The sequence below is a fragment of the Allobosea sp. CRIB-10 genome, assembly GCF_900112185.1.
In the GTDB taxonomy this organism is placed as follows: domain Bacteria; phylum Pseudomonadota; class Alphaproteobacteria; order Rhizobiales; family Beijerinckiaceae; genus Allobosea.
This window is the reverse complement of sequence record NZ_FOKP01000042.1, coordinates 1-20,420: the sequence shown is the minus strand read 5'-3', so window position 1 is coordinate 20,420 and position 20,420 is coordinate 1. Positions and strand designations below refer to the sequence as shown.

General features: G+C 66.1%; 17 protein-coding genes. 6 read left to right on the top strand and 11 right to left on the bottom strand.

The window, feature by feature from the left end; genetic code table 11:
* Window positions 1–71: 71 nt before the first annotated feature.
* The 6 genes from BMZ69_RS29595 to BMZ69_RS29570 are packed head-to-tail and all read right to left on the bottom strand — an operon-like array spanning window position 72 to window position 7,599.
* Complete coding sequence (locus tag BMZ69_RS29595; RefSeq protein ID WP_092163604.1) at window positions 72–1,724, bottom strand: ABC transporter ATP-binding protein; 1,653 nt, start codon at window positions 1,722–1,724, stop codon at window positions 72–74.
* Window positions 1,721–2,539, bottom strand: coding sequence for an ABC transporter permease (locus BMZ69_RS29590; protein WP_092163603.1), 819 nt, complete (start codon window positions 2,537–2,539; stop codon window positions 1,721–1,723). Before BMZ69_RS29590 ends, BMZ69_RS29595 begins: the two co-directional genes overlap by 4 nt.
* Complete coding sequence (locus BMZ69_RS29585) at window positions 2,536–3,480, bottom strand: ABC transporter permease (RefSeq protein WP_092163602.1); 945 nt, start codon at window positions 3,478–3,480, stop codon at window positions 2,536–2,538. Before BMZ69_RS29585 ends, BMZ69_RS29590 begins: the two co-directional genes overlap by 4 nt.
* 37 nt (window positions 3,481–3,517) lie before the next feature.
* Window positions 3,518–5,068: an ABC transporter substrate-binding protein gene (locus BMZ69_RS29580; protein ID WP_092163601.1), complete on the bottom strand. Its 1,551-nt coding sequence runs from the start codon at window positions 5,066–5,068 to the stop codon at window positions 3,518–3,520.
* A 60-nt stretch (window positions 5,069–5,128) separates the two neighbouring features.
* Window positions 5,129–6,673, bottom strand: a complete 1,545-nt coding sequence (locus BMZ69_RS29575) for an ABC transporter substrate-binding protein (RefSeq protein WP_092163600.1) — start codon at window positions 6,671–6,673, stop codon at window positions 5,129–5,131.
* Window positions 6,674–6,714: 41 nt separating this feature from the next.
* Entirely contained in the window at window positions 6,715–7,599 is an 885-nt protein-coding gene (locus BMZ69_RS29570) for an alpha/beta hydrolase family protein (protein WP_092163599.1), read from the bottom strand.
* Window positions 7,600–7,752: 153 nt separating this feature from the next.
* On the opposite strand from BMZ69_RS29570, the gene BMZ69_RS29565 reads away from it, so the two are divergent.
* Entirely contained in the window at window positions 7,753–8,403 is a 651-nt protein-coding gene (locus BMZ69_RS29565; protein WP_092163598.1) for a GntR family transcriptional regulator, read from the top strand.
* On the opposite strand, the gene BMZ69_RS29560 is transcribed toward BMZ69_RS29565, so the two are convergent.
* Together BMZ69_RS29560 and BMZ69_RS29555 are read right to left on the bottom strand one after the other, a co-directional pair.
* Window positions 8,400–9,959, bottom strand: a complete 1,560-nt coding sequence (locus BMZ69_RS29560) for an ABC transporter substrate-binding protein (RefSeq protein WP_092163597.1) — start codon at window positions 9,957–9,959, stop codon at window positions 8,400–8,402. The two genes, BMZ69_RS29565 and BMZ69_RS29560, sit on opposite strands and share 4 nt — an antisense overlap.
* 54 nt (window positions 9,960–10,013) lie before the next feature.
* Window positions 10,014–11,156: a C45 family autoproteolytic acyltransferase/hydolase gene (locus tag BMZ69_RS29555; RefSeq protein WP_092163596.1), complete on the bottom strand. Its 1,143-nt coding sequence runs from the start codon at window positions 11,154–11,156 to the stop codon at window positions 10,014–10,016.
* An 84-nt stretch (window positions 11,157–11,240) separates the two neighbouring features.
* Here BMZ69_RS29555 and BMZ69_RS29550 point away from each other — a divergent pair, with 84 nt between their 5' ends.
* Together BMZ69_RS29550 and BMZ69_RS29545 are read left to right on the top strand one after the other, a co-directional pair.
* Window positions 11,241–12,122: an FCD domain-containing protein gene (locus tag BMZ69_RS29550; RefSeq protein WP_092163595.1), complete on the top strand. Its 882-nt coding sequence runs from the start codon at window positions 11,241–11,243 to the stop codon at window positions 12,120–12,122.
* A gap of 77 nt (window positions 12,123–12,199) precedes the next feature.
* Window positions 12,200–13,540 carry an omega-aminotransferase AptA gene (locus tag BMZ69_RS29545; protein ID WP_092163594.1) on the top strand — a complete coding sequence of 447 codons (1,341 nt, stop codon included), beginning with the start codon at window positions 12,200–12,202 and terminating at the stop codon, window positions 13,538–13,540.
* A gap of 1 nt (window position 13,541) precedes the next feature.
* On the opposite strand, the gene BMZ69_RS29540 is transcribed toward BMZ69_RS29545, so the two are convergent.
* The 3 genes from BMZ69_RS29540 to BMZ69_RS29530 all read right to left on the bottom strand — a co-directional run bounded on the left by BMZ69_RS29540 (window position 13,542) and on the right by BMZ69_RS29530 (window position 16,337).
* Window positions 13,542–14,786: an aminopeptidase gene (locus BMZ69_RS29540; RefSeq protein WP_092163593.1), complete on the bottom strand. Its 1,245-nt coding sequence runs from the start codon at window positions 14,784–14,786 to the stop codon at window positions 13,542–13,544.
* Between the two features lie 88 nt (window positions 14,787–14,874).
* Window positions 14,875–15,579 (bottom strand): flavin reductase family protein, encoded by a 705-nt coding sequence (locus BMZ69_RS29535; RefSeq protein WP_244543619.1) that lies wholly within the window; start codon window positions 15,577–15,579, stop codon window positions 14,875–14,877.
* Complete coding sequence (locus BMZ69_RS29530; protein WP_092163592.1) at window positions 15,576–16,337, bottom strand: GntR family transcriptional regulator; 762 nt, start codon at window positions 16,335–16,337, stop codon at window positions 15,576–15,578. The genes BMZ69_RS29535 and BMZ69_RS29530 overlap by 4 nt, the downstream gene beginning before the upstream one ends.
* Window positions 16,338–16,521: 184 nt before the next feature.
* Here BMZ69_RS29530 and BMZ69_RS29525 point away from each other — a divergent pair, with 184 nt between their 5' ends.
* From BMZ69_RS29525 to BMZ69_RS29515, 3 genes are all read left to right on the top strand, one after another.
* Entirely contained in the window at window positions 16,522–18,090 is a 1,569-nt protein-coding gene (locus tag BMZ69_RS29525; RefSeq protein WP_092163591.1) for an ABC transporter substrate-binding protein, read from the top strand.
* Between the two features lie 174 nt (window positions 18,091–18,264).
* Window positions 18,265–19,257 (top strand): ABC transporter permease, encoded by a 993-nt coding sequence (locus BMZ69_RS29520; protein ID WP_092163590.1) that lies wholly within the window; start codon window positions 18,265–18,267, stop codon window positions 19,255–19,257.
* Window positions 19,247–20,182: an ABC transporter permease gene (locus BMZ69_RS29515; protein ID WP_092163589.1), complete on the top strand. Its 936-nt coding sequence runs from the start codon at window positions 19,247–19,249 to the stop codon at window positions 20,180–20,182. The genes BMZ69_RS29520 and BMZ69_RS29515 overlap by 11 nt, the downstream gene beginning before the upstream one ends.
* The last annotated feature ends 238 nt before the right edge of the window (window positions 20,183–20,420 follow it).

Below are 20,420 nucleotides of genomic sequence, written 5' to 3'. Positions count from 1 at the left end.
CACGTCTTTGCTGGCCGAGGGCGTGTTCAAGACGTGGATGCTCGGCACAAGGCCGAGCATGACGGCTTTCGTCACGCCGTCTCCGGCTCGGCCAGCCGCCAGAACAGGCGCACGCCGCCATCTTCGGTGCTTTCGAGACCTGGCACGGCAGAGAGCAGCTTGCGGGTGTAGTCGTGCTGGGGGGCGTCGAAGATCTGGTCGCGGGTGCCTTCCTCGACGATGCGGCCGTCCTGCATGACGACGACACGGTCGGAGACCTGCTCGACCACGCCGAGGTCGTGGCTGATGAACAGGCAGGAGAAGCCGTGCTTCTTCTGCAGTTCCGCGAAGAGCTCCAGCACCTGCGCGCGGACGGTGACGTCGAGCGCCGAGACCGGCTCGTCGGCGATGACGAAGCTTGGCCTGCGGATGATCGCGCGGGCGATGGCGACGCGCTGGCGCTGGCCGCCGGAAAGCTCGTGCGGATAGCGCTCGGCGAAGCCGTCGCCGAGGCCGACCTCACCCAGCACCTCCTGCAGGCGCGCCTTCTTCTCGGCCGCGCCCATGCCCTTGACCAGCCGCAGCGGCTCAGCCACGAGCTCGCCGATGGTCATGCGCGGATCGAGCGAGGAATAGGGGTCCTGGAAGACCATCTGGCAGTTCAGCCGATAGTCCCAATAGGCCGTCTCGCTCTTCGCGATCGGCTTGCCGTTGAACAGGATCGCGCCCTCGCTCGGCTTGATCAGCCCGGCGATGGCGTGGCCGAGCGTGGTCTTGCCCGAGCCCGAGCCGCCGACGACCGAGACGACCTCGCCGGGCCTCACCGACAGACTGATGCCGTGCAAGGCCCGCTTCGCTTGCTCCTTGCGGAAGAAGCCCTGGCGGCCGCCATAATCGACGACGAGACCGTCGACCGACACCAGCGGCGTCGCCGCCTCCGGCAGCGCGCGCGCCGGCTCGCGATGCGGCATGGCGGCGAGGAGCTTGCGTGTATAGGGATGCTGCGGCCGGGCGAGGATATCCTCGCTCTTGCCGTGCTCGACGACATCGCCCTGGCACATCACGACGATGCGGCTGCAATAGCGCGCGACCATGCCGAGATCATGCGAGATCAGCAGCACGGCGGTGCCGTTCTCCTTGGTCAGGTCGACCATCAGCTCCATGACATCGCGCTGGACGACGGCGTCGAGCGCCGTGGTCGGCTCGTCGGCGAGGAGCAGCGCCGGCTTCAGCAGCATCACCGAGGCCAGCATGATGCGCTGGCGCATTCCGCCGGAATACTGGTGCGGATAGGCGTTGAAGGCGCCCTCGGGATCGCGGATGCCGACACGCCGGAGCATGTCGAGGATGAGCTCGCGCCGGCCGGCGGCGTCGAGCTTGCGATGCAGCGCGAGGCCCTCTTCGAGCTGGCGGCCGATCAGCATGGACGGGTTGAGCGAGGTCATCGGCTCCTGGAAGACCATGCCGACCTTGGCGCCGCGGATCGCCCGCAGGCGCTTCTGTGCCATGGTCGTGACCTCCTCGCCGTCGAAGCGGATCGAGCCGGAGATCAGGCGCACTGCCGGAGGGATGAAGCCCATCACAGCGCGGGCGGCGAGCGTCTTGCCGGAGCCGGACTCGCCGACGATGCCGACGATCTCGCCGGGCGACACCGAGAAGCTGACATCGTTGACGACGGTGCGGCCATTCGCGCCGATCCGAAGGGTGAGGCCGTCGACCTCCAGCAATGGCTTGGTGGAGGTCATCGCGCACCCCTCATCCGCGGGTCGAGCTTGTCGCGGAGCGCATCGCCGAGCAGGTTGATGCCGAGCAGGGTCAGCGAGATGCAAAGGCCCGGGAAAATGCCGAGCCAGACGGCCTGGCCGATATAGGGCCGTGAGCCCGCCAGCATATTGCCCCAGGTCGGAGCCGGCGGCGGCACGCCGAGGCCGAGGAAGGAGAGCGAGCTCTCGGCCAGCAGCACCCAGCCGAACATCGAGGTCGCCAGCACGGTCAGCGGCGCGATGCAGTTCGGCAGGATGTGGCGAGCCATGGTGAAGCCCTCGGAATTGCCCATCACCCGCGAGGCTGAGATGAATTCGCGTTCGCGCAGCGACAGCACGGTGCCGCGCACGATGCGGGCGACCGAGGGCGCATAGGCGATGCCGAGCGCCAGGATGATGCCGTATTTGTTGGCGCCGACCACGGCGAGCAGGCCGAGCGCCAGCAGGATGCCAGGGAAGGCGAGCAGCGCGTCGTTGAAGGCCATGATGGTGCGGTCGACCCAGCCGCGGACATAACCGGAGAACAGGCCGATCACCGTGCCGAGCGAGACGGCGAGTGCGACCGTCAGCAGGCTGATCCAGACCGACGTCGCGGCGCCCGCCATCAATCGCGAGAGCACGTCGCGGCCGAATTCGTCGGTGCCGAGCCAGTGCATGGCTGAGGGCGCGGCGAGCTTGGCCCGGAAGGAGAGCCGCAAGGGGTCATAGGGCGTCCAGACCGAACTGACCGCAGCAACGAGGACGAGGAAGCCGATCAGCGTGCCGCCGACCAGGGCGTTGGGAGCGGGGAGCCTCATTGCGCCGTCACCCTTGGATCGAAGATCGGATAGCAGAGGTCGATCACGAGATTGACCAGCACATAGGTGAAGGCGACGAAGAGCATGCAGCCCTGGATGACGGGATAGTCGCGGGCGAAGATCGAATCGACCAGCAGGCGGCCGAGGCCGGGGATGGTGAAGACCGTCTCGACCACCGCGATGCCCCCTAACAGATTGCCGAGGACGAGGCCGATCAGCGTCCAGGTCGGCCCGAAGGCATTCTTGAAGGCGTGGTTCCAGAGCACGGCGCTTTCGGTAAGGCCCTTGGCTCTCGCATGGGTGATGTAGTCGAGCCGCAGCACTTCCAGCGTCGAGGCGCGCGCCATGCGCAGGATCACGCCGATCTCGTGCAGGAACAGCGTCATGATCGGCATGATCAGATAGAGGATGCCGGCGATGGGGTTCTCGGCGATCGAGACATAGCCGACGACCGGCAGCCATTCGAGCTTGAGCCCGAAGAACAGCAGTAGGAGCAGGCCGAGCCAGAAGGTCGGGATCGAGAGCAGCAGCGTCGCGACCGCCACCAGCGATAGGTCGAGCGAAGAATCCTGCTTCCAGGCGGCGAGCACGCCGGCGGGCACGGCGACCAGGCTGGCGAGCGCGACCGCGACCAGCACGATCTGCGCGGAGATCCAGAAGCGCTGCAGGATCAGCGGCAGCACCGCCTGCTGCGAGTTGATCGACTGGCCGAGATCGCCCTTGAGCAGGTTGCCGAACCAGATGCCGAACTGGACCGGCAGACTCTGGTCGAGGCCGAGCCTTGCCTGCAGGTCGGCGATCGAAGCGGGGGTCGCCAGATCCCCCAGCATCAGCGAGGCCGGATCGCCGGGGATCAGGCGGATCAAGCCGAAGACCGAGACCGACACGATCAGCAGCGTCGGCACGGACATGAGAATGCGCGTCAGCGCGAAGCGCAGCATCGGTTTCCTCCCGGTGCGTAAGGGGCTTGCGCGGGGCTCAATTCGCCAGCGTCACTTCCCACATGCGCAGCTTCGACTGCCACGGCTTGAAGCCCTGCACGCGCTTGGCATGGGCGACGATGTCGAGGCCGTTGAAGGCGAAGATCATCGGGACTTCGTCGATGACGCGCTTGTGCAATTCGTCGACGAGCTTCTGGCGCTCGGCCCGGTCGGAGGTGACGTAGAGCTTGTCGATCAGCTTCTGCGCTTCCGGGTTGTCCCAGGTCTTGCGCGGCTGCTTGTCCTTCGGCCCGGAGAACTGCTCGAAGGCGATGGCGGGGTCGAAGCGTGCCGAGAAGGAGAAGGACTGCATCTGGTAGTTGCCCTTGTTGAAGCGGTCGAGCTGGGTCGCCCAGTCGAGCACTTCGATCTCGGCGTTGACACCGACGGACTGCAGCATCTGCTGCGCCACCACCGCGGCCGGGAAGCTCGGCACGACCGGGCGCTTGTTGGCGAGGATCACGATCTTCTCGCCCTTGTAGCCGGACTCCTTGAGGAGCGTCTTGGCGCGGGCCGCGTCGAAGACATGGCCCTTCTTCTCGACCTCGCCGAAATAGCTCGAGCCGGAATAGATCGGCGAGGTGTTGGGCTTGCCGAGGTCGTTGTAGAAGGCGGCGACGATCTCATCCATATCGAGCGAGGCGGCGATCGCCTGGCGCAGCTTCTGGTTGCCCATCACCGCGTCCCGGGTCTGGATCAGAAAGACGTGCCGGACGGCATTGGGCTCGGCCACGACCGAGAGCTTGGGATTCTTCTTCAGCTCGGCCGCGTCGCTCGGCAGGATCTCGCTGAGATCGAGCGCGCCGGAGATCAGGCCGGCCTTGACCGTCGCCGGGTCCTTGACGATCAGGAACTTGACCTCCTTGAGCAGCGGACGCTTGGAGCCGACATAGCCGTCGCGCTGTCCGCCCGATGGCGACTTGTAGCCCTCGAAGGCGGTCATGGTGAAATACTCGCCGCGCTTCCACTCGCCGAACTTGTAGGGGCCGGTGCCGACCGGCTTGTCCCAGGAGCCGTCGGCCTTGACCGAATCCTTGTGCAGGATCGCGGTCATCGCGCAGTCGGTGCGGGCGAGCGTGTCGAGGAAGAGCGCGTTCGGCTTGTCGATCTGCATCACCACGGTGCGGGCGTCCGGCGCCGTCACCGATTCGACCTTGAGGCCGGAGCGGCCGTCGAATTCCGAGGTGCAGCGCCAGTCGGTCTTGGCGTCCATGTAGCGGTTCCAGCTCCACAGCACGTCGGCCGAGGAGAGCTCGGCGCCGTTGTGGAACTTGACGCCCGGGCGCAGCGTGAAGGTGTAGGTCTTGCCGTCGGCGGAGAGGTCGACCTTCTCGGCGAGCAGCGGCGTCGCGACGCCGCCCTCATTGTAGCCGACCAAGCCCTCGACCAATTGCAGCGCGAAATCGTCGGTGTTGTCGTCGCGATTGACGCCGGGATTGTTGCTGCGGATATCGGCGGCGACCGCCACCGTGATGGACTGGGCCGTGGCGGGCGCGGCCAAGGCGGCGGTCGCAATGAGGGCGGCGGCCGGCGCAAACAGATATTTCATCTCGGTCCCCTGTCGTTTTTTAAGTTGTCGTTGTGATCGTGCCGCCGCGTCCGCGACGGCTCAGTTGGCGAGGCGGACCTCCCAGAGCCGCGGCTTCGAGGCGACCCAGGGAGCAAAGCCCTGTAGGCGCTTCGACACGACGGCGGTATCGACCTGATTGTAGAGGAAGATCAGCGGCGCATCGGCGAGCATCAGCTTGTGCAGTTCGTCGAACAGCTTCTGGCGCTCGCCCTCATCGGCGGTGATCGTCGCCTTCTCGATCAATTCGTCGGCGCGGCGGCTGTCCCAGGCCTTTGAAGGGTAGGTGTCCTTGGGGCCGCTGAACTGGTTGTAGCTCTGGGCCGGATCGATGCGGGCCGAATAACTGAAGGACATCATCTGATAGTTGCCCTTGCTGTAGCGGTCGAGCTGCGTCGCCCATTCCAGCACCTCGATCTCGCTGGTGATGCCGGCGGCCTGCAGCATGGCCTGCGCCACGATCGCGACCGGGAAGCTCGGCACGGTCGCGCGCTTGTTGGCGATCAGCTTGATTGCCTGGCCCTTGTAGCCGGCCTCGGCGAGGAGTTTCTTCACCCTCGCCGGATCGTGGTTGTAACGCTGGCGCTGGACCTCGCTGTAATAGGGCGAGGCCATGTGAACGGCCGAGTTGTTGACCTTGCCGAGCTCGTTCGAGGCCTGGGCGACGAGTTCGTCGAGATCGAGCGCCGCCGCGATCGCCTGACGCATTCGGACATCCGATAGCAGCGGATCGCGGCTCTGCAGCAGCAAAGCGTGCTTGGTCGCGCTCGGCGCGGTCATCACCTGAACGCTATTGCTCTTCTGCATCTCCGGCAGGTCGGAATCCGGGATGTCGGCGACATGCAGCGCGCCCGAGAGCAAGCCGGCCTTGACGGTCGCGCCATCGGCGATGGCGAGGAATCTGACCTCAGGCACCAGCGCATTCTTGCGGCCGACATAGCCGTCGCGCTTGTCGCCGGGTGGCGAGACGTATCCATCGAAGCGCTTCAGCGAGACAAATTCGCCGCGGCGCCAGTCGCCGAGCATGAACGGGCCAGTGCCCACCGGCTTATCCCAGCTACCGTCAGGCTTCAGCGAGTCCTTGTGGATGATGGCGACCATGGCGCAGTCGGTGCGTGCCATGGTGTCGAGGAAGAGCGCGCTCGGCTTTTCCAGCGTCATCACGACAGTCGCGGGATCGGGCGCGGTGACGCCGGTCACCTTCATGCCGATGCGGCCATCGAACTCCGACCGGCAGCGCCAGTCGGTCTTCGGATCCATATAGCGGGTCCAGTTCCAGAGGACGTCGGCCGAGGTGAGCTCGGCGCCGTTGTGGAACTTGACGCCCTTGCGCAGGGTGAAGGTGTAGGTCAGCCCATCGGCCGAGGTCGTGACCTTCTCCGCCAGCAGTGGCGCCACTGCGCCGTTCTCGCGATAGCCGACCAGGCCCTCGACCATGTGCAGCACGACCGCGTCGGTGTTGTCGTCGCGGTTCACGCCCGGATTGGTCGAGCGTATGTCAGCGTTGAGCGCGACGTTGATCGTCTGCGCTGTTGCAGGGCTCGCGAGGGCGAGGAGAGCGAAGGCGGAGATGAGCCGGCGGTTCATTGTCGTTTCCCTCGCTGATCGCTGTCCCGGTCCCGGCGGCTTCAGGCCGCTTTAGCCGCACCGGCGCGGCGCTTGGCGAGCACGTCGGCGAAGAAGTCCTCGACCCGCGGGACCGCCTTCAACCCGTCATGCGGCATGTTCGGCACCAGGTCGAAGCGCACGTCGATGCCGTGCTCCTCGAAGTTGCGGCGCAAGGTATCGAGCCGCTCGGGACGATTGGTGCCGGCATGGTTGGCATCCGGCATCCAGCTGGCATTGCCGGGCTTGTGGGTGATCTCCCAGGTTTCGAGATCGGCGGCGCCGACGATCATCTGGACCGCGACCTTGCGCATCGCCTCGATGTCGGGGGCGGTGCCGAAGAGCCCGGCCATGTTACGGGTGCCGACCCACCAGTCGCGCGTCGGGTCGACCAGCGTCACCGAGCCCGGTGCGCCGATCGAGGCGGCCCAGAGCCTGTTCGGCTGCAGCATCAGGAAGCGGTGGGTGAAATGGCCGCCGCCGGAATAACCGAACAGGGCGAAGCGGTCGAAGCGCACCCCATAGGCCTGGGCGACTTCCTCGACCATGGCGAGCAGGATGTGGTCGTAGCGAACCTCGCCCTCACGCATGTACTTGAAACCGTTGCGGTTGCCGTCGCCCATCACGCCGATCGGGAAGAGCGGGGCGAGGATGATGCAGTTGTTCCAGCGACCGAAAGCCTCGAAGGCGTCGCGATAGCCGATGAAGCCGCGACCGGTGCCGTGCATGGTGACGACGAGCTCAGGGGCCTGGCCGCCCTTGCCGAGGTTCTTCGGCACATAGAGGCAATAGCTGAAACGCGGGTCGGCCTTGCAGGCGACGACCGGGGTCGGGCCGAAATCATAGAGTGCGCGGGCGATCGCCGCCGCGTCGTCCTGCCTGGCGGGCTTTGCGGCGGGAGCGGTCATGCGGTGTTTCCCTGATTGGCAATAGGATTGGCGCCAATTTTGTTGCATGATATGTTCGGCCCCGCAAGCTGGATTCGACCGAGGCAGTCCCGGCTGTGCGCGAAGCAGGCGGGCCGGCTCGCAAGCTTCGCTTCGATGCCCTAGAGACTTGTCATGGCCACCCGTCCAAAAACTCGCCAGCGCGCCAAGGGCGAACTCGCCAACGAGATCGCCCGGGCGATCCATGTCCGCGCCTATCGGCCGGGCGAATGGTTGCGGCAGATCGATCTGGAGGAAGCCTTCCAGGCGACGCGTTTCGACGTCCGTGCCGCGCTCGACGAACTCGCCGTGCGCAAGACGATCGAGCATGTGCCCAATCGCGGCTACCGCGTCACCGAGATCGATCTGCCGACCTCTCTCGCCATCCGCGACACCCGCATCATCCTGGAGAGCGCCGCCGCCCGGCTTGTCATCGGCAAGATGGATGACGCGGCACTCGCGACGCTCGAAGTGCTCGCCGGGGAGTTCAGCCTGGCGGTGCAGAGCGGTACGCGCGTCGAGCAGAGCGAGATCAACCGCGCCTTCCATAGCCTGATCTATGATCATTGCGGCAATCCGGTGCTGGCGGAGACGATCTGGAGCCTGCGTGACCGCTCGCGCGGCTCGGCGGTCACGGTTTGGGCCTCGCATCAGGCCCTGCTCGCCAGCGATGCCGACCATCACGCCATGGTCGCGGCGATCCGTGCGGGGGATGGCGAGCGCCTCGCCGCACTCACTAGCCACCACATCATCAAGGACCTGATCGAGGTTTCCGGGGCGGCTTAATCCGCGACGGTGACCTCCCAAAGCCGCGGCTTCGACAGGATCGAGGATTTGTAGCCCTTGACCCGCTTGCCATAGGCGCCGGCATCGATGCCGTTGTAGAGCATCACCATTGGCACCTCGGCGATGAAGCGTTGGTGCAATTCATCGAACAGCTTCTGGCGCTCGGCTTTGTCCGAGACGACCATCGACTTGTCGAGCAGTGCCTGCGATTCCGGGGTGTCCCAGACCTTGCGCGGCTGCGTCGCCTTCGGGCCGGTCATCGATTCGAAGCTGAGAGCGGGGTCGAGCCTGGCCGAATAGGGGAAGGCCTGGAGCTGGTAGTTGCCCTTGGTATAGCGGTCGAGCTGCGTCGCCCATTCGAGCACCTCGATCTGGACGTTGATGCCGGCGGCCTGCAGCATCTGCTGCGAAACGACGGCGGCGTCGAAACTCTGCGGGTAGCGCTTGTTGGCGATCATCACCAGCGGCTCGCCCTTGTAGCCGGCTTCCTGCAGCAGCCTCCTGGCCGCGGCGAGGTCGTATGTGTAGCCCTTGGCCTGGACCGGGCCGTAATAGGAGGACATCGACGGCACGATCGAGTTGTTGCGCTTGCCAAGCCCGTCCGTGACCTGCGCCACGAGCTCCTCGGTGTCGATCGCAGCCGCGATCGCCTGGCGCAGCTTGACGTTCCCCAGCAGCGGATCGCGCGTCTGCAGCAGGATGCCGACCAGCCCCATATTCGGTGTGATCGAGAGCCCGATGCGCTGGTCCTTCTTGAGTTCCTTGACTTCGGCATTGGCGACGTCCGGGATCACATCGACATCGCCGCGCAGCAGCGCCGCCTTGGCGGTGGCGCCGTCCGGGATGACCATGAAGCGGATTTCATCGACCAGCGGGCGCTTGCCGCCGGTGTAGCCGTCGGGCGCGCCAGGCAGGCTGGCATAGGCCTCGTTGCGGGTCAGGCGGACGAATTCGCCGCGTTTCCATTCGGCGAACTTGTAGGGGCCGGTGCCGATCGGCTTGTCGAAGGAGCCGTCGGGCTTGACCGAATCCTTGTGCAGGATCGCCGTCATCGCGCAGTCGGTTCGGGCGAGATTGGCCAGGAAGAGCGAGCTCGGCTTGTCGAGCTTGAAGACGACGGTCGCCGGATCGGGCGCTGTCACCGCCTCGACCTTGACGCGGCCGCGCCCGTCGAATTCCGACAGGCAGCGCCAGTCGGCTTTCGGGTCCATATAGCGGTTCCAGCTCCAGACCATGTCGGCCGAGGTCACCTCGGCGCCGTTGTGGAACTTCAGGCCCTTGCGCAGGGTGAAGGTGTAGCTGAGCCCGTCCGGCGAGATCTCGACCTTTTGGGCAAGCAGCGGCTTCACCTCCGAATCCTCGCCATAGGCGACGAGTCCCTCGACGACATGCAGCATCACGGCGTCGGTGTTGTCGTCGCGATTGACCCCCGGGTTGATGCCGCGGATGTCGGCATTGAGGTGCACCTTCAGCGTCGCAGCCGCGGCCGGCACTATGGCTGCGGTCGCAAGGCCCAATCCGGCGAGGGCGAGGGAAAGGCGGCGTCGGCTGTGCATCGGCGGGTTCCCCTTGTTTTATGATTGGCTTGAAAGCTGAGCTGTACCAGCCGCCTATTCGGCGGCCTGCGCCAGCGTCACCGGCTCGTCGGTGAGGCTGTAGCGGGTGAAGATGCGATTGAGGGCCGGCAGCGGCGCGACCTCCATCGTGCCCTTGGCCGGCTGCATGATCACCATCGAGACGGTGGCCGAGAGATTGCCGGTGTCGTTGAGGCGCGGCGGCCGGCAGACCGAATGCGGCGTCAGGAAGTCGTCGAAGAAGGCTTCCTTCAGATCATCGACGGTGAGCTTGCGGCCGGCTTCGTTGAGCAGCTTCCTGACCCGCCAGTCGCGGTAGAAGCTCTCGGGCACGCGCGGGGTGCCGGTATCGGTGATCTTGGTCAGCGCGACCTGGCCGACCCAATGGTTGGCGTGCACGATCAGCCCGTCCTCGGGATAGAGCGGGAAGGCGGCGTCGGGCGCGCATTCGAAATCGATACCGAAACCGGCGACGGTCGAGAGCATCATGTTGTTCGAGCAGGCCTTCGGCGTCGTCGCCACCGCCTTGATCGCGAAGGCGAGGTGTTCCTGCTCCAGCACCTTGCGCCGGATGAGCGCCAGCGGCACGCCGGCTTGGGTGAAGTCGCGCTCGCTTTCGAGATAGTTGGCGGTGATCGAGATGCCGGCGGCGTTCATGCCGCAGCGGGCAAGGCCGCCGGCCTCGACGAAGGTCAGGAAGTCGGGGCCGTCGTCGCGGCGCACGCGCAGCACGATTGCCGTCTCGGCGCATTCGGCCTTCCAGTCCCAGTTCTGGCCGTGGATCAGCTCGCCCGAGGCGCTGCGCTCCGGCAGGATGATCGCGCCGGTGCAGCCGTCGTCGAGCTCTTCCTCCGCCCCGACCGGCTTGTTCTTCTCCAGCCGCGCCTTGGCGATCACCTCGGTGCGGGCATTGATCATGATGACGTCTTCGAGGGCGACGCCGGCGCCATCGGCGATGCCGCGCATCTCCTCGACATAGTGTTTGCCGAAGGCTTCGATCTCGCGGGCGAACTCGCCGATCAGGCGCGATTTGGCGGCGGCGTCATAGCCGAGATCGCCGAGCTGTCCGCCATAGAGTTCGATCGAGCGCTTGACGCGCCCCGGCACCGCCGCACCATGCTGGCGGCCGCGCTCATAGGGCGTGCCGGAGACATCGACGAAGGGAAAGGGCTCGACCATGGCCGGATCTCCGCGGGTTCGCGCTGGTGCAGTGTCTGGCTATAATGTATTTCATTTCAAACTAAGACAATCAAGAGCCTTTTGATGACGGCACCGACACGTTTGCAGCAGGAGATCGCCGAGCGGATCCTCCGCATGGTCCGGGAGGACGGGCTCGAAGCCGGCGCCTGGCTCAACGAGAACAGCGCGGCCCGCCGCCTCAACGTCTCGCGCACGCCGGTGCGCGCCGCGATCGATCATCTCGCCCGGCAGGGGCTGGTGCGACGGCATCCGAACAAGGGCGTCGAGCTGCTGAGCGCGCCCGAGGCATCAGCCGATCCTGGCGCCGGCGCCGATGCGACCGAGCTCGCCATGGTCAAGGTGGCGCAGGACCGCCATGGCGGGCGCCTGCCCGATGAGATCTCCGAGCTCGAACTGATGCGGCGCTACGAGCTCGGCCGGCCCGAGGTGCAGCGCCTGATGGCGCGGCTCGCCGATCTCGACATGGTCGAGCGCAAGCGCGGCTATGGCTGGCGCTTCCTGCACGAGCCGCGCGACCAGTCGGCTCATGATGAGCGCTATCGCTTCCGCCAGCTGATCGAGCCGATGGTCTTCCTCGAGCCCGGCTTCTCGCTCGACCAGGGCTGGATCGACGAGATGCGCACCAGGCACGAGCTGACGCTGTCGCAGCCCTGGAAGGAAAGCTCGGCGATCGGCTTTTACGAGATGAACGCCGATTTCCACGAGGGGCTGGCGGCGGCCTCGGGCAACCGCTTCATCCATTCCGCCATCCGCCGGCAGAACCAGATGCGCCGGCTTTCCAACTATGACTGGACCTATGGCTATGAGCGCGTCGTGGTGAACAGTCGCGAGCATCTGCAGATGCTCGCGACGATCGAAGCGGGAGACCTCCAGCTCGCTAGCGCCCTGATGCGCAGCCATCTCCAGCGCGCCATGCAATTGCGTCGGCCAGACGGTCTGGACTGAAGCGGCTCGGCGCTCTCACTATTGTCTTTTTAATATAAGAAAGACATGATGCGGCGATCCCTACCGAGGACCTGCCGATGACCGCGCATGCATTTGCCGCCGAAAGCCGCCGCGACAACGCTCCCGACGCGTTCTGGATGCCGTTCACGCCGATGCGGGCTTTCCGTAAGGCGCCACTGCTGTTCGAGCGGGCTGAGGGCATGCACTACATCACGCCGGACGGGCGGCGCGTGCTCGACGGCATGGCCGGGCTCTGGTGCGTCAATGCCGGGCATGGCCAGGCGAAGATCACCGAGGCGATCCGCGCCGCCGCCGGGCGGCTCGACTTCGTCTCCTCCTTCAGGATGAGCCACCCCGACGCGCAGGCCTATGCTGCTAGGCTCTGCGATTTTGCGCCGGAGGGCATCGAGCATGTCTTCTTCGTCAATTCCGGTTCGGAGGCGGTCGATACCGCGCTGAAGATCGCCCGTGCCTATCATCAGGCTCGCGGCCAGGCCGGGCGGACCAAGCTGATCGGCCGGGCCAAGGGTTATCACGGCATGGGCTGGGGCGGTCTCTCGGTCTCCGGCATCGGCCGGCACAAGGCCGCCTTTGGGCCACTCTTGTCCGATGTCGCGCATCTGCCGTTGCCCTATGACCGCGCGACCATGGCCTTCTCGCGCGGCCGGCCGGAAGGCGGGCTCGCTGCGGCCGAGGCGCTGGAGAGCCTGCTGCAGATCCATGATCCCGCGACGGTCGCCGCCGTGATCATCGAGCCGGTGACCGGCTCGGGCGGGGTCTATCCGCCGCCGAAGGGCTATCTCGAACGCCTGCGCGCAATCTGCGACAAGCACGGCATCCTCTTGATTTTCGACGAGGTGATCACCGGCTTTGGCCGGCTGGGCAGTCCCTTCGCGGCGCAAGCCTATGGCATCAGGCCCGATCTGATGAGCTGCGCCAAGGGCATGACCAATGGCGCGGTGCCGATGGGCGGCGTCCTCGTCGCCGGTCCTGTCTACGACGCCTTCATGGCCGGACCGCCCGACGCGATCGAGCTCCCACACGGCTATACCTATTCAGCCCATCCACTCGCCTGCGCCGCCGGCCTCGCAACGCTCGACGTCTTCGCCGAGCAGGACATCCTCGGCGGACTTAGCAAGGTGCTGCCGCTCTGGGAGGAGCGGGCGCATCGGCTGAAGGGCGCGGCCCATGTCGTCGACATCCGCACCGCCGGCCTGCTCTGCGCGATCGACCTTGCGCCGCGGCCTGGCGCGGACGGGGCCCGGGGCGGGGAGGCGAACAGGCTCTGCCTCGATGCCGGCGTGCTGATCCGCAATGCCGGCGATATGCTCGTGCTGTCGCCGCCGCTGGTGATCGCGCCTGCCGAGATCGAGGAGATCTTCGCCGCGATCGAGCGGGCGCTGGCGCGGATCGCCTAACTCAAGCCCACTCGCCCTTGCGGAAGACCGCGACGCGGCTGCCGTCCGGCTTGATCCCGTCGATGTCGACCTCGCCGGAGCCGATCATCCAGTCGATATGGATCAGGCTACGGTTACCGCCCTGCGCCGCGATCTGCTCCGGCGTCAGCTTGGTGCCGTCGATGAAGCACTTCGAATAGCACTGGCCGAGCGCGATGTGGCAGGAGGCGTTCTCGTCGAAGAGCGTGTTGTAGAACAGGATACCGCTCTGCGAGATCGGCGATGAGTGCGGCACCAGCGCGACTTCGCCGAGCCGGCGCGCGCCCTCGTCGGTGTCGAGCACCTTGTTCAGCACCACTTCGCCGCGGCTCGCCTTGGCTTCGACGATCCGGCCTTCCTCGAAGCGCACCTGGATATTGTCGATCAGCGTGCCCTGATAGGAGAGCGGCTTGGTCGAGGAGACATGGCCCTCGACGCGGCGGGCATGCGGGGTGGTGAAGACCTCCTCGGTCGGGATGTTGGCGTTGCAGGTGACGCCGTTCTTGGCGGTGGAGGCGCCGCCCTCCCATTCATGGCCATCGGCGAGTCCGATGGTGAGGTTCGTGCCCGGACCGGTGAAGTGCAGCGCGGAAAAACGCTGGCCGTTTAGCCATTTGGTGCGCTGTGCCAGCGCCGCATTGTGCTCCGCCCAGGCCGCGATCGGGTCGTCACGATCGACGCGCGAGGCAGCGAAGATCGCCTCGGCGAGACGGGCGACCGCGGCGTCCTCGGCATCCTCACGGAAAACCTGCTGGGCCCAGGCCGCGCCGGGATAGGAGACGATGTTCCAGTTGATGTCGAAATTGGCGATCTTCTCCAGCGCCGGCTGGTAGGCGATCGAGTTCGCCTTGTTGGCGCGGGCGAGCTTGGCCGGGTCCTGCTCGGCGAGAAGCATCGGATTGTCGCCGACGACGGCGAGCCGGGCCGTGTTCGCCGCGAAAGCCTTGCCGACGCCGTCATAGAGCCAGGACGGTGCGCGGTCGAAGCTGGCGTCCTGCCCGAAGCGGTAGCGCGCCAGCGTCAGCGCCTCGTCCGAGAGGATCGGCGTGACCAGACCGGCGCCGGCCTTGTAGGCGTGCTCGGCGATGCGCCGGACCAGCGGCAGGGCCGCGACCGGAGCGGTCAGGAACAGGTCCTGCCCCGGCTGCAGATTGAGGCCGACCCTGATCGCGACCTCGGCCAGCCTGTCGAGCTTGGTGCCGTCGATGCCGGAGACGTGCTTGTTCATGGAGGCCTCGTCGAACTGATTTGCGAGGCCGCATTGCTGGCGGAAATCCTCTCCGGGTCAACCGCTCCTGAGCAGATGACGCATTCGCTCAGCGCCGATCGGGTCGCGTACGCCGCGCTTTGGAACGGTCGCCGCGCCAGTCGGCCACCGACATGGTCGGCAGGTCGAAATAGTCGCGCGTCGTGGCGTAGCCATGCCCGCCCATGCGGCCGATCGCGTCGAGCGCGACGGGATCGACATAGTGCTTCAGCGTATCGACCGTGTCGGCGCGGAAATGGGCGTAGACGACCTCGCCCAGGATGATCTCGCGCGAATTGCCGATGCCGAGCGTCGTGTGGTGGCGGCATTCGAAGGCGGCCGGCGCCTGGCCGATCCAGGGGCAGGGCACCTTGACGCCGGGCATGGCGGTGAGGCCGGCTTCGGCGAGTTCGTCGGTGCCGGGCTCGAACGGCACGGCGCAGGCGTTCATGCCGTCGAGCAGCGCGTCGGAGACGATGTTGACGGTGAAGGCGAGCGTCTCGCGGACATTGCGGCCGGTGTCCTTCTGCCCGCCGGTCTGGCGGTATTCGACGCCGAGCGCCAGGATCGCCGGATCGGCCGAGAGGCAGTTGAAGAAGGAGAACGGCGCGGCATTGACGACGCCGTTGGCGTCGACCGTGGTCACCAGCGCGATCGGGCGTGGCACCACCGCACCGATCAAGAGCTTGTAGCGCTCGCGCGGCGTCAGGGCGGCGAAGTCGAAGGTGACGATCCCGGCGGCGGCCGGCCGGTCCTGGGTCAGGGGCTGGGTCACGATGGGGTCAATCCTTCACTCAAGGCATAGGGTGCGAGCACGTCGCGGATGTCGCGTTCGCCGCGCGGCGCCAGTAAGGCGCGGGTGACGACGGATTGCAGATGATGGTCCATCAGCGCGGCGGCGCGGGCCGCGTCGCCGGCGCGCAGGGCCTCGATCAGTTGGCGATGCTCGGAGACGGCGCATTCGGAGGAGTGCGGGCGGCCATAGATGGCGAGGATCAGCGAGCAGCGCGACGAGGCCTCCTGGACATAGCGCAGCAGCAGCGCATTGCCGGTCATCTCGGCGAGCTTGATGTGGAACTCCCCGGAGAGCCGGATCGATTCCGGCCCGTCCTGCTCATGCGCCTTTTCTTCCAAGCGAACATGCGCTTCGAGCTCGGCCGATTGGGCCGGGGTCAGCCGGCCGGCGAGGTTCTCGGCGACGAGCCGCTCCAGTCCGCGACGGACTTCGAAGACGTCGCGCGCTTCTTCCAGCGTCGGATAGGCGACATTGGCGCCGCGATTCGGCTTGAGCTCGACCAGGCCTTCGACAGCGAGCCGCCCGAACGCCTCGCGCACCAAAGTGCGGCTGACGCCGAGCTGCTCGCCGATCGAATCCTCGGGGAGTTTCATCCCGGGCTTCAGCGCCTGCTCGATGATGGCGCGGCGCAGCGCCTTGTAGACGGCCTGGGCGCGCGGCACGGGCGCGTCTGTCGCGGCCGTCTTGCCGTTGGGTCTGGGCTTGTTCGCAGCGAGCGGGCGGGCAGGGCGCGGCATGAATCGAGTTTCCGCTTGTCTTCAATAATCGCATACAATACGGTTCTTGTATCGTATGCAAGTTTGCTCAACGATCGCACACGAGATGGCGCGCAAAGCGCCACGATGATCACAGAGGCGGCAACGGAACGGCATTCCCCGGTGCGCGAAGCGGGCCGGCAAGCAACGAGAAGGGGAGAGTTCGATGAAGAAGGTCTGGTTGCTGGCGGCAGTCGCCGCTTTCGCACTGAACGGCGCGGTCGAAGCCAAGACGCTGAAATGGGGCTCGGCGCGCGAGATCGCCTCGCTCGATCCCTATTCCTTCGGCGAGACCTTCACGCTCTCGGTGCTGAACCACGTCTATGAGGGGCTCGTCCGCTATACCGGCGACCTCAAGATCGAGCCGGCGCTGGCCGAATCCTGGGAGACGGTGAGCCCGACCGTCTGGCGCTTCAAGCTGCGCCAGGGCGTGAAATTCCACAACGGCAACCCGTTCACGGCCGACGACGTCATCGCCTCGCTGGCGCGCGTCACCCACGACACCTCGCCGCTCAAGGGAAATCTGCCGGCCTATAAGAGCTCGAAGAAGATCGACGACTACACTGTCGAGATCGAGGTCAACGGTCCCTATCCGCTGCTGCTCAACGACCTCACCAACATCTTCATCTTCGACAAGGAGTGGATGGAGGCGAACAACTCGCTGCTCCCGACCGATTCCGGCAAGGGCGTGAAAGGGTACGCCACCGATAACGCCAACGGCACCGGCCCGTTCAAGGTCGAGAGCCGGCGTGCCGACGCCAAGACGGTCTTCGCCAGGAACACGGCGTGGTGGGATAAGCCGCAGCACAATATCGACGTGATCGAGTTCGTGCCGATCACCTCGTCCTCGACCCGGGTGGCGGCGATGCTCTCCGGCGAGATCGACTTCACCAATGTCGCGCCGCTGCAGGATCTGCCGCGCCTCACGGCCTCGACCGAGGTCAAGGTGCTGCAGACCAACGAACTGCGCTCGGTCTTCTTCGCCTTCAACCTGACCGACAAGCTCATCGAGAGCGACGTCAAGGACAAGAACCCCTTCAAGGACATCAAGGTGCGCGAGGCGCTCTATCGCGCCATCGACATCGATGCGGTGCAGAAGCGGGCGATGCGCGGCCTGTCGCGCAACACCGGCGCGCTCGTCGCCCCGGCGATCCCCGGCTACGAGCCGTCACAGGACCAGCGCCTGCCCTTCGATCTCGCCGGCGCCAAGAAGCTCCTCGCGGAGGCCGGCTACCCCAACGGCTTCTCCTTCCTGATGAACTGCCAGAGCGACTCGCTCGTCAACGAGGAGGAGTTCTGCCAGGCGGTGGCGGCGATGTGGTCGCGCGCCGGGTTGAAGCCCAATCTCAGCCTCGCCCCGCGCAGCCAGCAGGCGCCCAAGCGTGTGAAGGGCGATTTCGACCTGATCTCCTTCGGCTGGGCCAATGAGCCGATGATCGACGCCTATTCGCTGCTGGTCCAGGTGCTGCGCTCGAAGAGCGGCACGGGCGGCGTGTTCAACTGGGGCAATTGGGGCGATCCGCGCATCGACGCGCTGGTCGACAAGGCCGGCGTCGAGCTCGATACGCCCAAGCGCATCGCGCTGATGAAGGAGGCGCTGAAGATCGCCAAGGCCGAGCAGCTCTTCATCCCGCTGCACCAGCAGCCGATGGCCTGGGCGATGCGCAACACGGTCGCGTCCACCGTGCAGGCTTCGGACAACAAGCCGCGCCTGTGGCTGACCAAGATGAAGTGATCTCCCTGTCATTCCGGGGCGCGCCGCAGGCGCGAACCCGGAACCCACGACCGGGCGAGTGCCCGCGACCGCCGCTCTGACTCATGCGACCCAGTCGTGGGTTCCGGGTTCTTCGCTGCGCGAAGTCCCGGAATGACAGGCCGGGTTCGCGCAGCCCACGGGAGTCGAACGACGATGCCAGCCTTCCTGTTCAAGCGCTTCGTCAACGCCGCCGGCGTCATGCTGGCGGTGGCGTTCCTCGCCTTCCTGACCTTCCGCTTCGTCGGCGACCCCGTCGAGCTGATGCTGAACGAGCAGGCGAGCCAGGCGCAGCGCGACGAACTGCGCACCAGACTTGGGCTCGACAAGGGCTTCGTGCTGCAGTTCGCGACCTTCGTCGGCAATGCGCTGCGCGGCGATTTCGGCATCTCCTATCGCAACCAGCAGGAAGTGTTCACGCTGATCGCCGAGCGCTTCCCGGCGACCTTCGAACTGGTTCTTGTCGCGACCTTCCTGTCGCTGGCGGTCGGGATTCCGCTGGGGGTCTACACCGCGATCAGACGAGACAGCCTGCTCGCCAAGGCGCTGCAGTTCATCTCGGTGCTCGGCGTCTCGCTGCCGAGCTTCGCGCTCGGCATCCTGTTCATCCTGGTCTTTTCGGTGAACCTGCAATGGCTGCCGGCCTTCGGCCGCGGCGAGGTCGTCCAGTTGGGATGGTGGAGCACCGGGCTGTTGACGGCCTCGGGCCGCAAGGCGCTGATCCTGCCGGGCATCACGCTGTCGCTGTTCCAGATCACGCTGGTGATGCGGCTGGTGCGGGCCGAGATGCTGGAGACGATGCGGACCGATTTCATCCGCTTCGCCCGGGCGCGCGGCCTGCCGGCCCGCGCCGTGAATTTCCGCCACGCGCTGCGTAACTGCCTGATGCCGGTGATCACGGTGACCGGGCTGCAGATCGGTAACCTCATCGCCTTCGCGCTGGTCACCGAGACGGTTTTCCAGTGGCCGGGCATGGGCATGCTCTTCGTCCAGGCCGTCACCTTCGTCGACATCCCGGTGATGGCCGCGTACCTCATCGTCGTCTCCTTCATCTTCGTCTCGCTCAATACGCTGGTCGACCTGACCTATGCCTGGGTCGATCCGCGCCTGCGCGAGGATGCGCTGACGGGAGGCGCCAATGCCCGCTGAGGCCGCCACCAGGCCGGGCCGCCTGCGCCGCTTCCTCGACAGCGATATCGGCTGGAGCTTCCGACACACGCCGGCGGCCTGGTCCTCGGCGCTGGTGCTGGCGCTGCTGATCCTGACGGCGCTGTTCTGCCCGCTGATCGCGCCGCAGAACCCGCACGACCTCGCCCAGATCTTCATCGACAAGGCCGAGATCCCGCCGATCTGGTCGGCGGACGGCGAATGGCCGTTCCTGCTCGGCACCGACCCGCAGGGGCGCGACGTCTTCTCCGCCATCCTCTACGGCACGCGGGTCTCGCTGATCATCGGCTTCTCGGCGGTGCTGGTCTCGATGGCGATCGGCGTCTCGATCGGCCTGATCGCCGGCTTCTATGGCGGGCGCATCGACAATCTCCTGATGCGGCTCGGCGATACCGTTCTGTCGATCCCGACGCTGCTGATGGCGATCCTGGTCTCGGCGATCTTCCGCGAATTGCTGCCGCCGGCATTACGCGACCCCTTCGCCGCGGCGGTGCTGGTGGTCTCGATCGCGCTGACCAGCTGGGTGCAGTATGCCCGGACCGTGCGCGCCTCGACCATGGTCGAGCGGCGCAAGGAATACGTGCTGGCGGCGCGCATCATCAAGGTGCCGGCCGGGCGGATCATGCGCCGGCATATCCTGCCGAACACGCTGACCCCGGTGATGGTCGCGGCCACCCTCAATCTCGGCCTCGCCATCCTCTCGGAAGCGACCTTGTCTTTCCTCGGCGTCGGCATGCCGATCACCCAGCCCTCGCTCGGCACGCTGATCCGCATCGGCAACCAGTATCTGTTCTCCGGCTCCTGGTGGCTGGTCGTCTTCCCCTCGCTGCAGCTCGGTCTGATCGTCCTTTCGGTCAACCTGCTCGGCGACTGGCTGCGCGATGCGCTGAACCCGAAGCTGAGGTGATGAGGATGAGAGGGAGCGGCGGCGCATCGATCTTCCCTTCTCCCCTTGCGGGAGAAGGTGGCCCGAAGGGCCGGATGAGGGGCCGCGCTGTCCTGAACGTTTGCCTTCGGTGCAACGCCGCCAACGATCCGCGTCGCGCGACCCCTTGTAACTCTCATTTTGCCTCATCTGCTATACCAGCGGTTGCGGTGGCAGGTGGAAGACCGACAGCCCTGAGGGACACCAAGCCCGTGGGTGA

Bases quoted from the DNA above. Each gene is read 5' to 3' on its own strand.
- BMZ69_RS29595 (WP_092163604.1), bottom strand. From the start codon at position 1,724: ATGACCTCCACCAAGCCATTGCTGGAGGTCGACGGCCTCACCCTTCGG.
- BMZ69_RS29590 (WP_092163603.1), bottom strand. From the start codon at position 2,539: ATGAGGCTCCCCGCTCCCAACGCCCTGGTCGGCGGCACGCTGATCGGC.
- BMZ69_RS29585 (WP_092163602.1), bottom strand. From the start codon at position 3,480: ATGCTGCGCTTCGCGCTGACGCGCATTCTCATGTCCGTGCCGACGCTG.
- BMZ69_RS29580 (WP_092163601.1), bottom strand. From the start codon at position 5,068: ATGAAATATCTGTTTGCGCCGGCCGCCGCCCTCATTGCGACCGCCGCC.
- BMZ69_RS29575 (WP_092163600.1), bottom strand. From the start codon at position 6,673: ATGAACCGCCGGCTCATCTCCGCCTTCGCTCTCCTCGCCCTCGCGAGC.
- BMZ69_RS29570 (WP_092163599.1), bottom strand. From the start codon at position 7,599: ATGACCGCTCCCGCCGCAAAGCCCGCCAGGCAGGACGACGCGGCGGCG.
- BMZ69_RS29565 (WP_092163598.1), top strand. From the start codon at position 7,753: ATGGCCACCCGTCCAAAAACTCGCCAGCGCGCCAAGGGCGAACTCGCC.
- BMZ69_RS29560 (WP_092163597.1), bottom strand. From the start codon at position 9,959: ATGCACAGCCGACGCCGCCTTTCCCTCGCCCTCGCCGGATTGGGCCTT.
- BMZ69_RS29555 (WP_092163596.1), bottom strand. From the start codon at position 11,156: ATGGTCGAGCCCTTTCCCTTCGTCGATGTCTCCGGCACGCCCTATGAG.
- BMZ69_RS29550 (WP_092163595.1), top strand. From the start codon at position 11,241: ATGACGGCACCGACACGTTTGCAGCAGGAGATCGCCGAGCGGATCCTC.
- BMZ69_RS29545 (WP_092163594.1), top strand. From the start codon at position 12,200: ATGACCGCGCATGCATTTGCCGCCGAAAGCCGCCGCGACAACGCTCCC.
- BMZ69_RS29540 (WP_092163593.1), bottom strand. From the start codon at position 14,786: ATGAACAAGCACGTCTCCGGCATCGACGGCACCAAGCTCGACAGGCTG.
- BMZ69_RS29530 (WP_092163592.1), bottom strand. From the start codon at position 16,337: ATGCCGCGCCCTGCCCGCCCGCTCGCTGCGAACAAGCCCAGACCCAAC.
- BMZ69_RS29525 (WP_092163591.1), top strand. From the start codon at position 16,522: ATGAAGAAGGTCTGGTTGCTGGCGGCAGTCGCCGCTTTCGCACTGAAC.
- BMZ69_RS29520 (WP_092163590.1), top strand. From the start codon at position 18,265: ATGCCAGCCTTCCTGTTCAAGCGCTTCGTCAACGCCGCCGGCGTCATG.
- BMZ69_RS29515 (WP_092163589.1), top strand. From the start codon at position 19,247: ATGCCCGCTGAGGCCGCCACCAGGCCGGGCCGCCTGCGCCGCTTCCTC.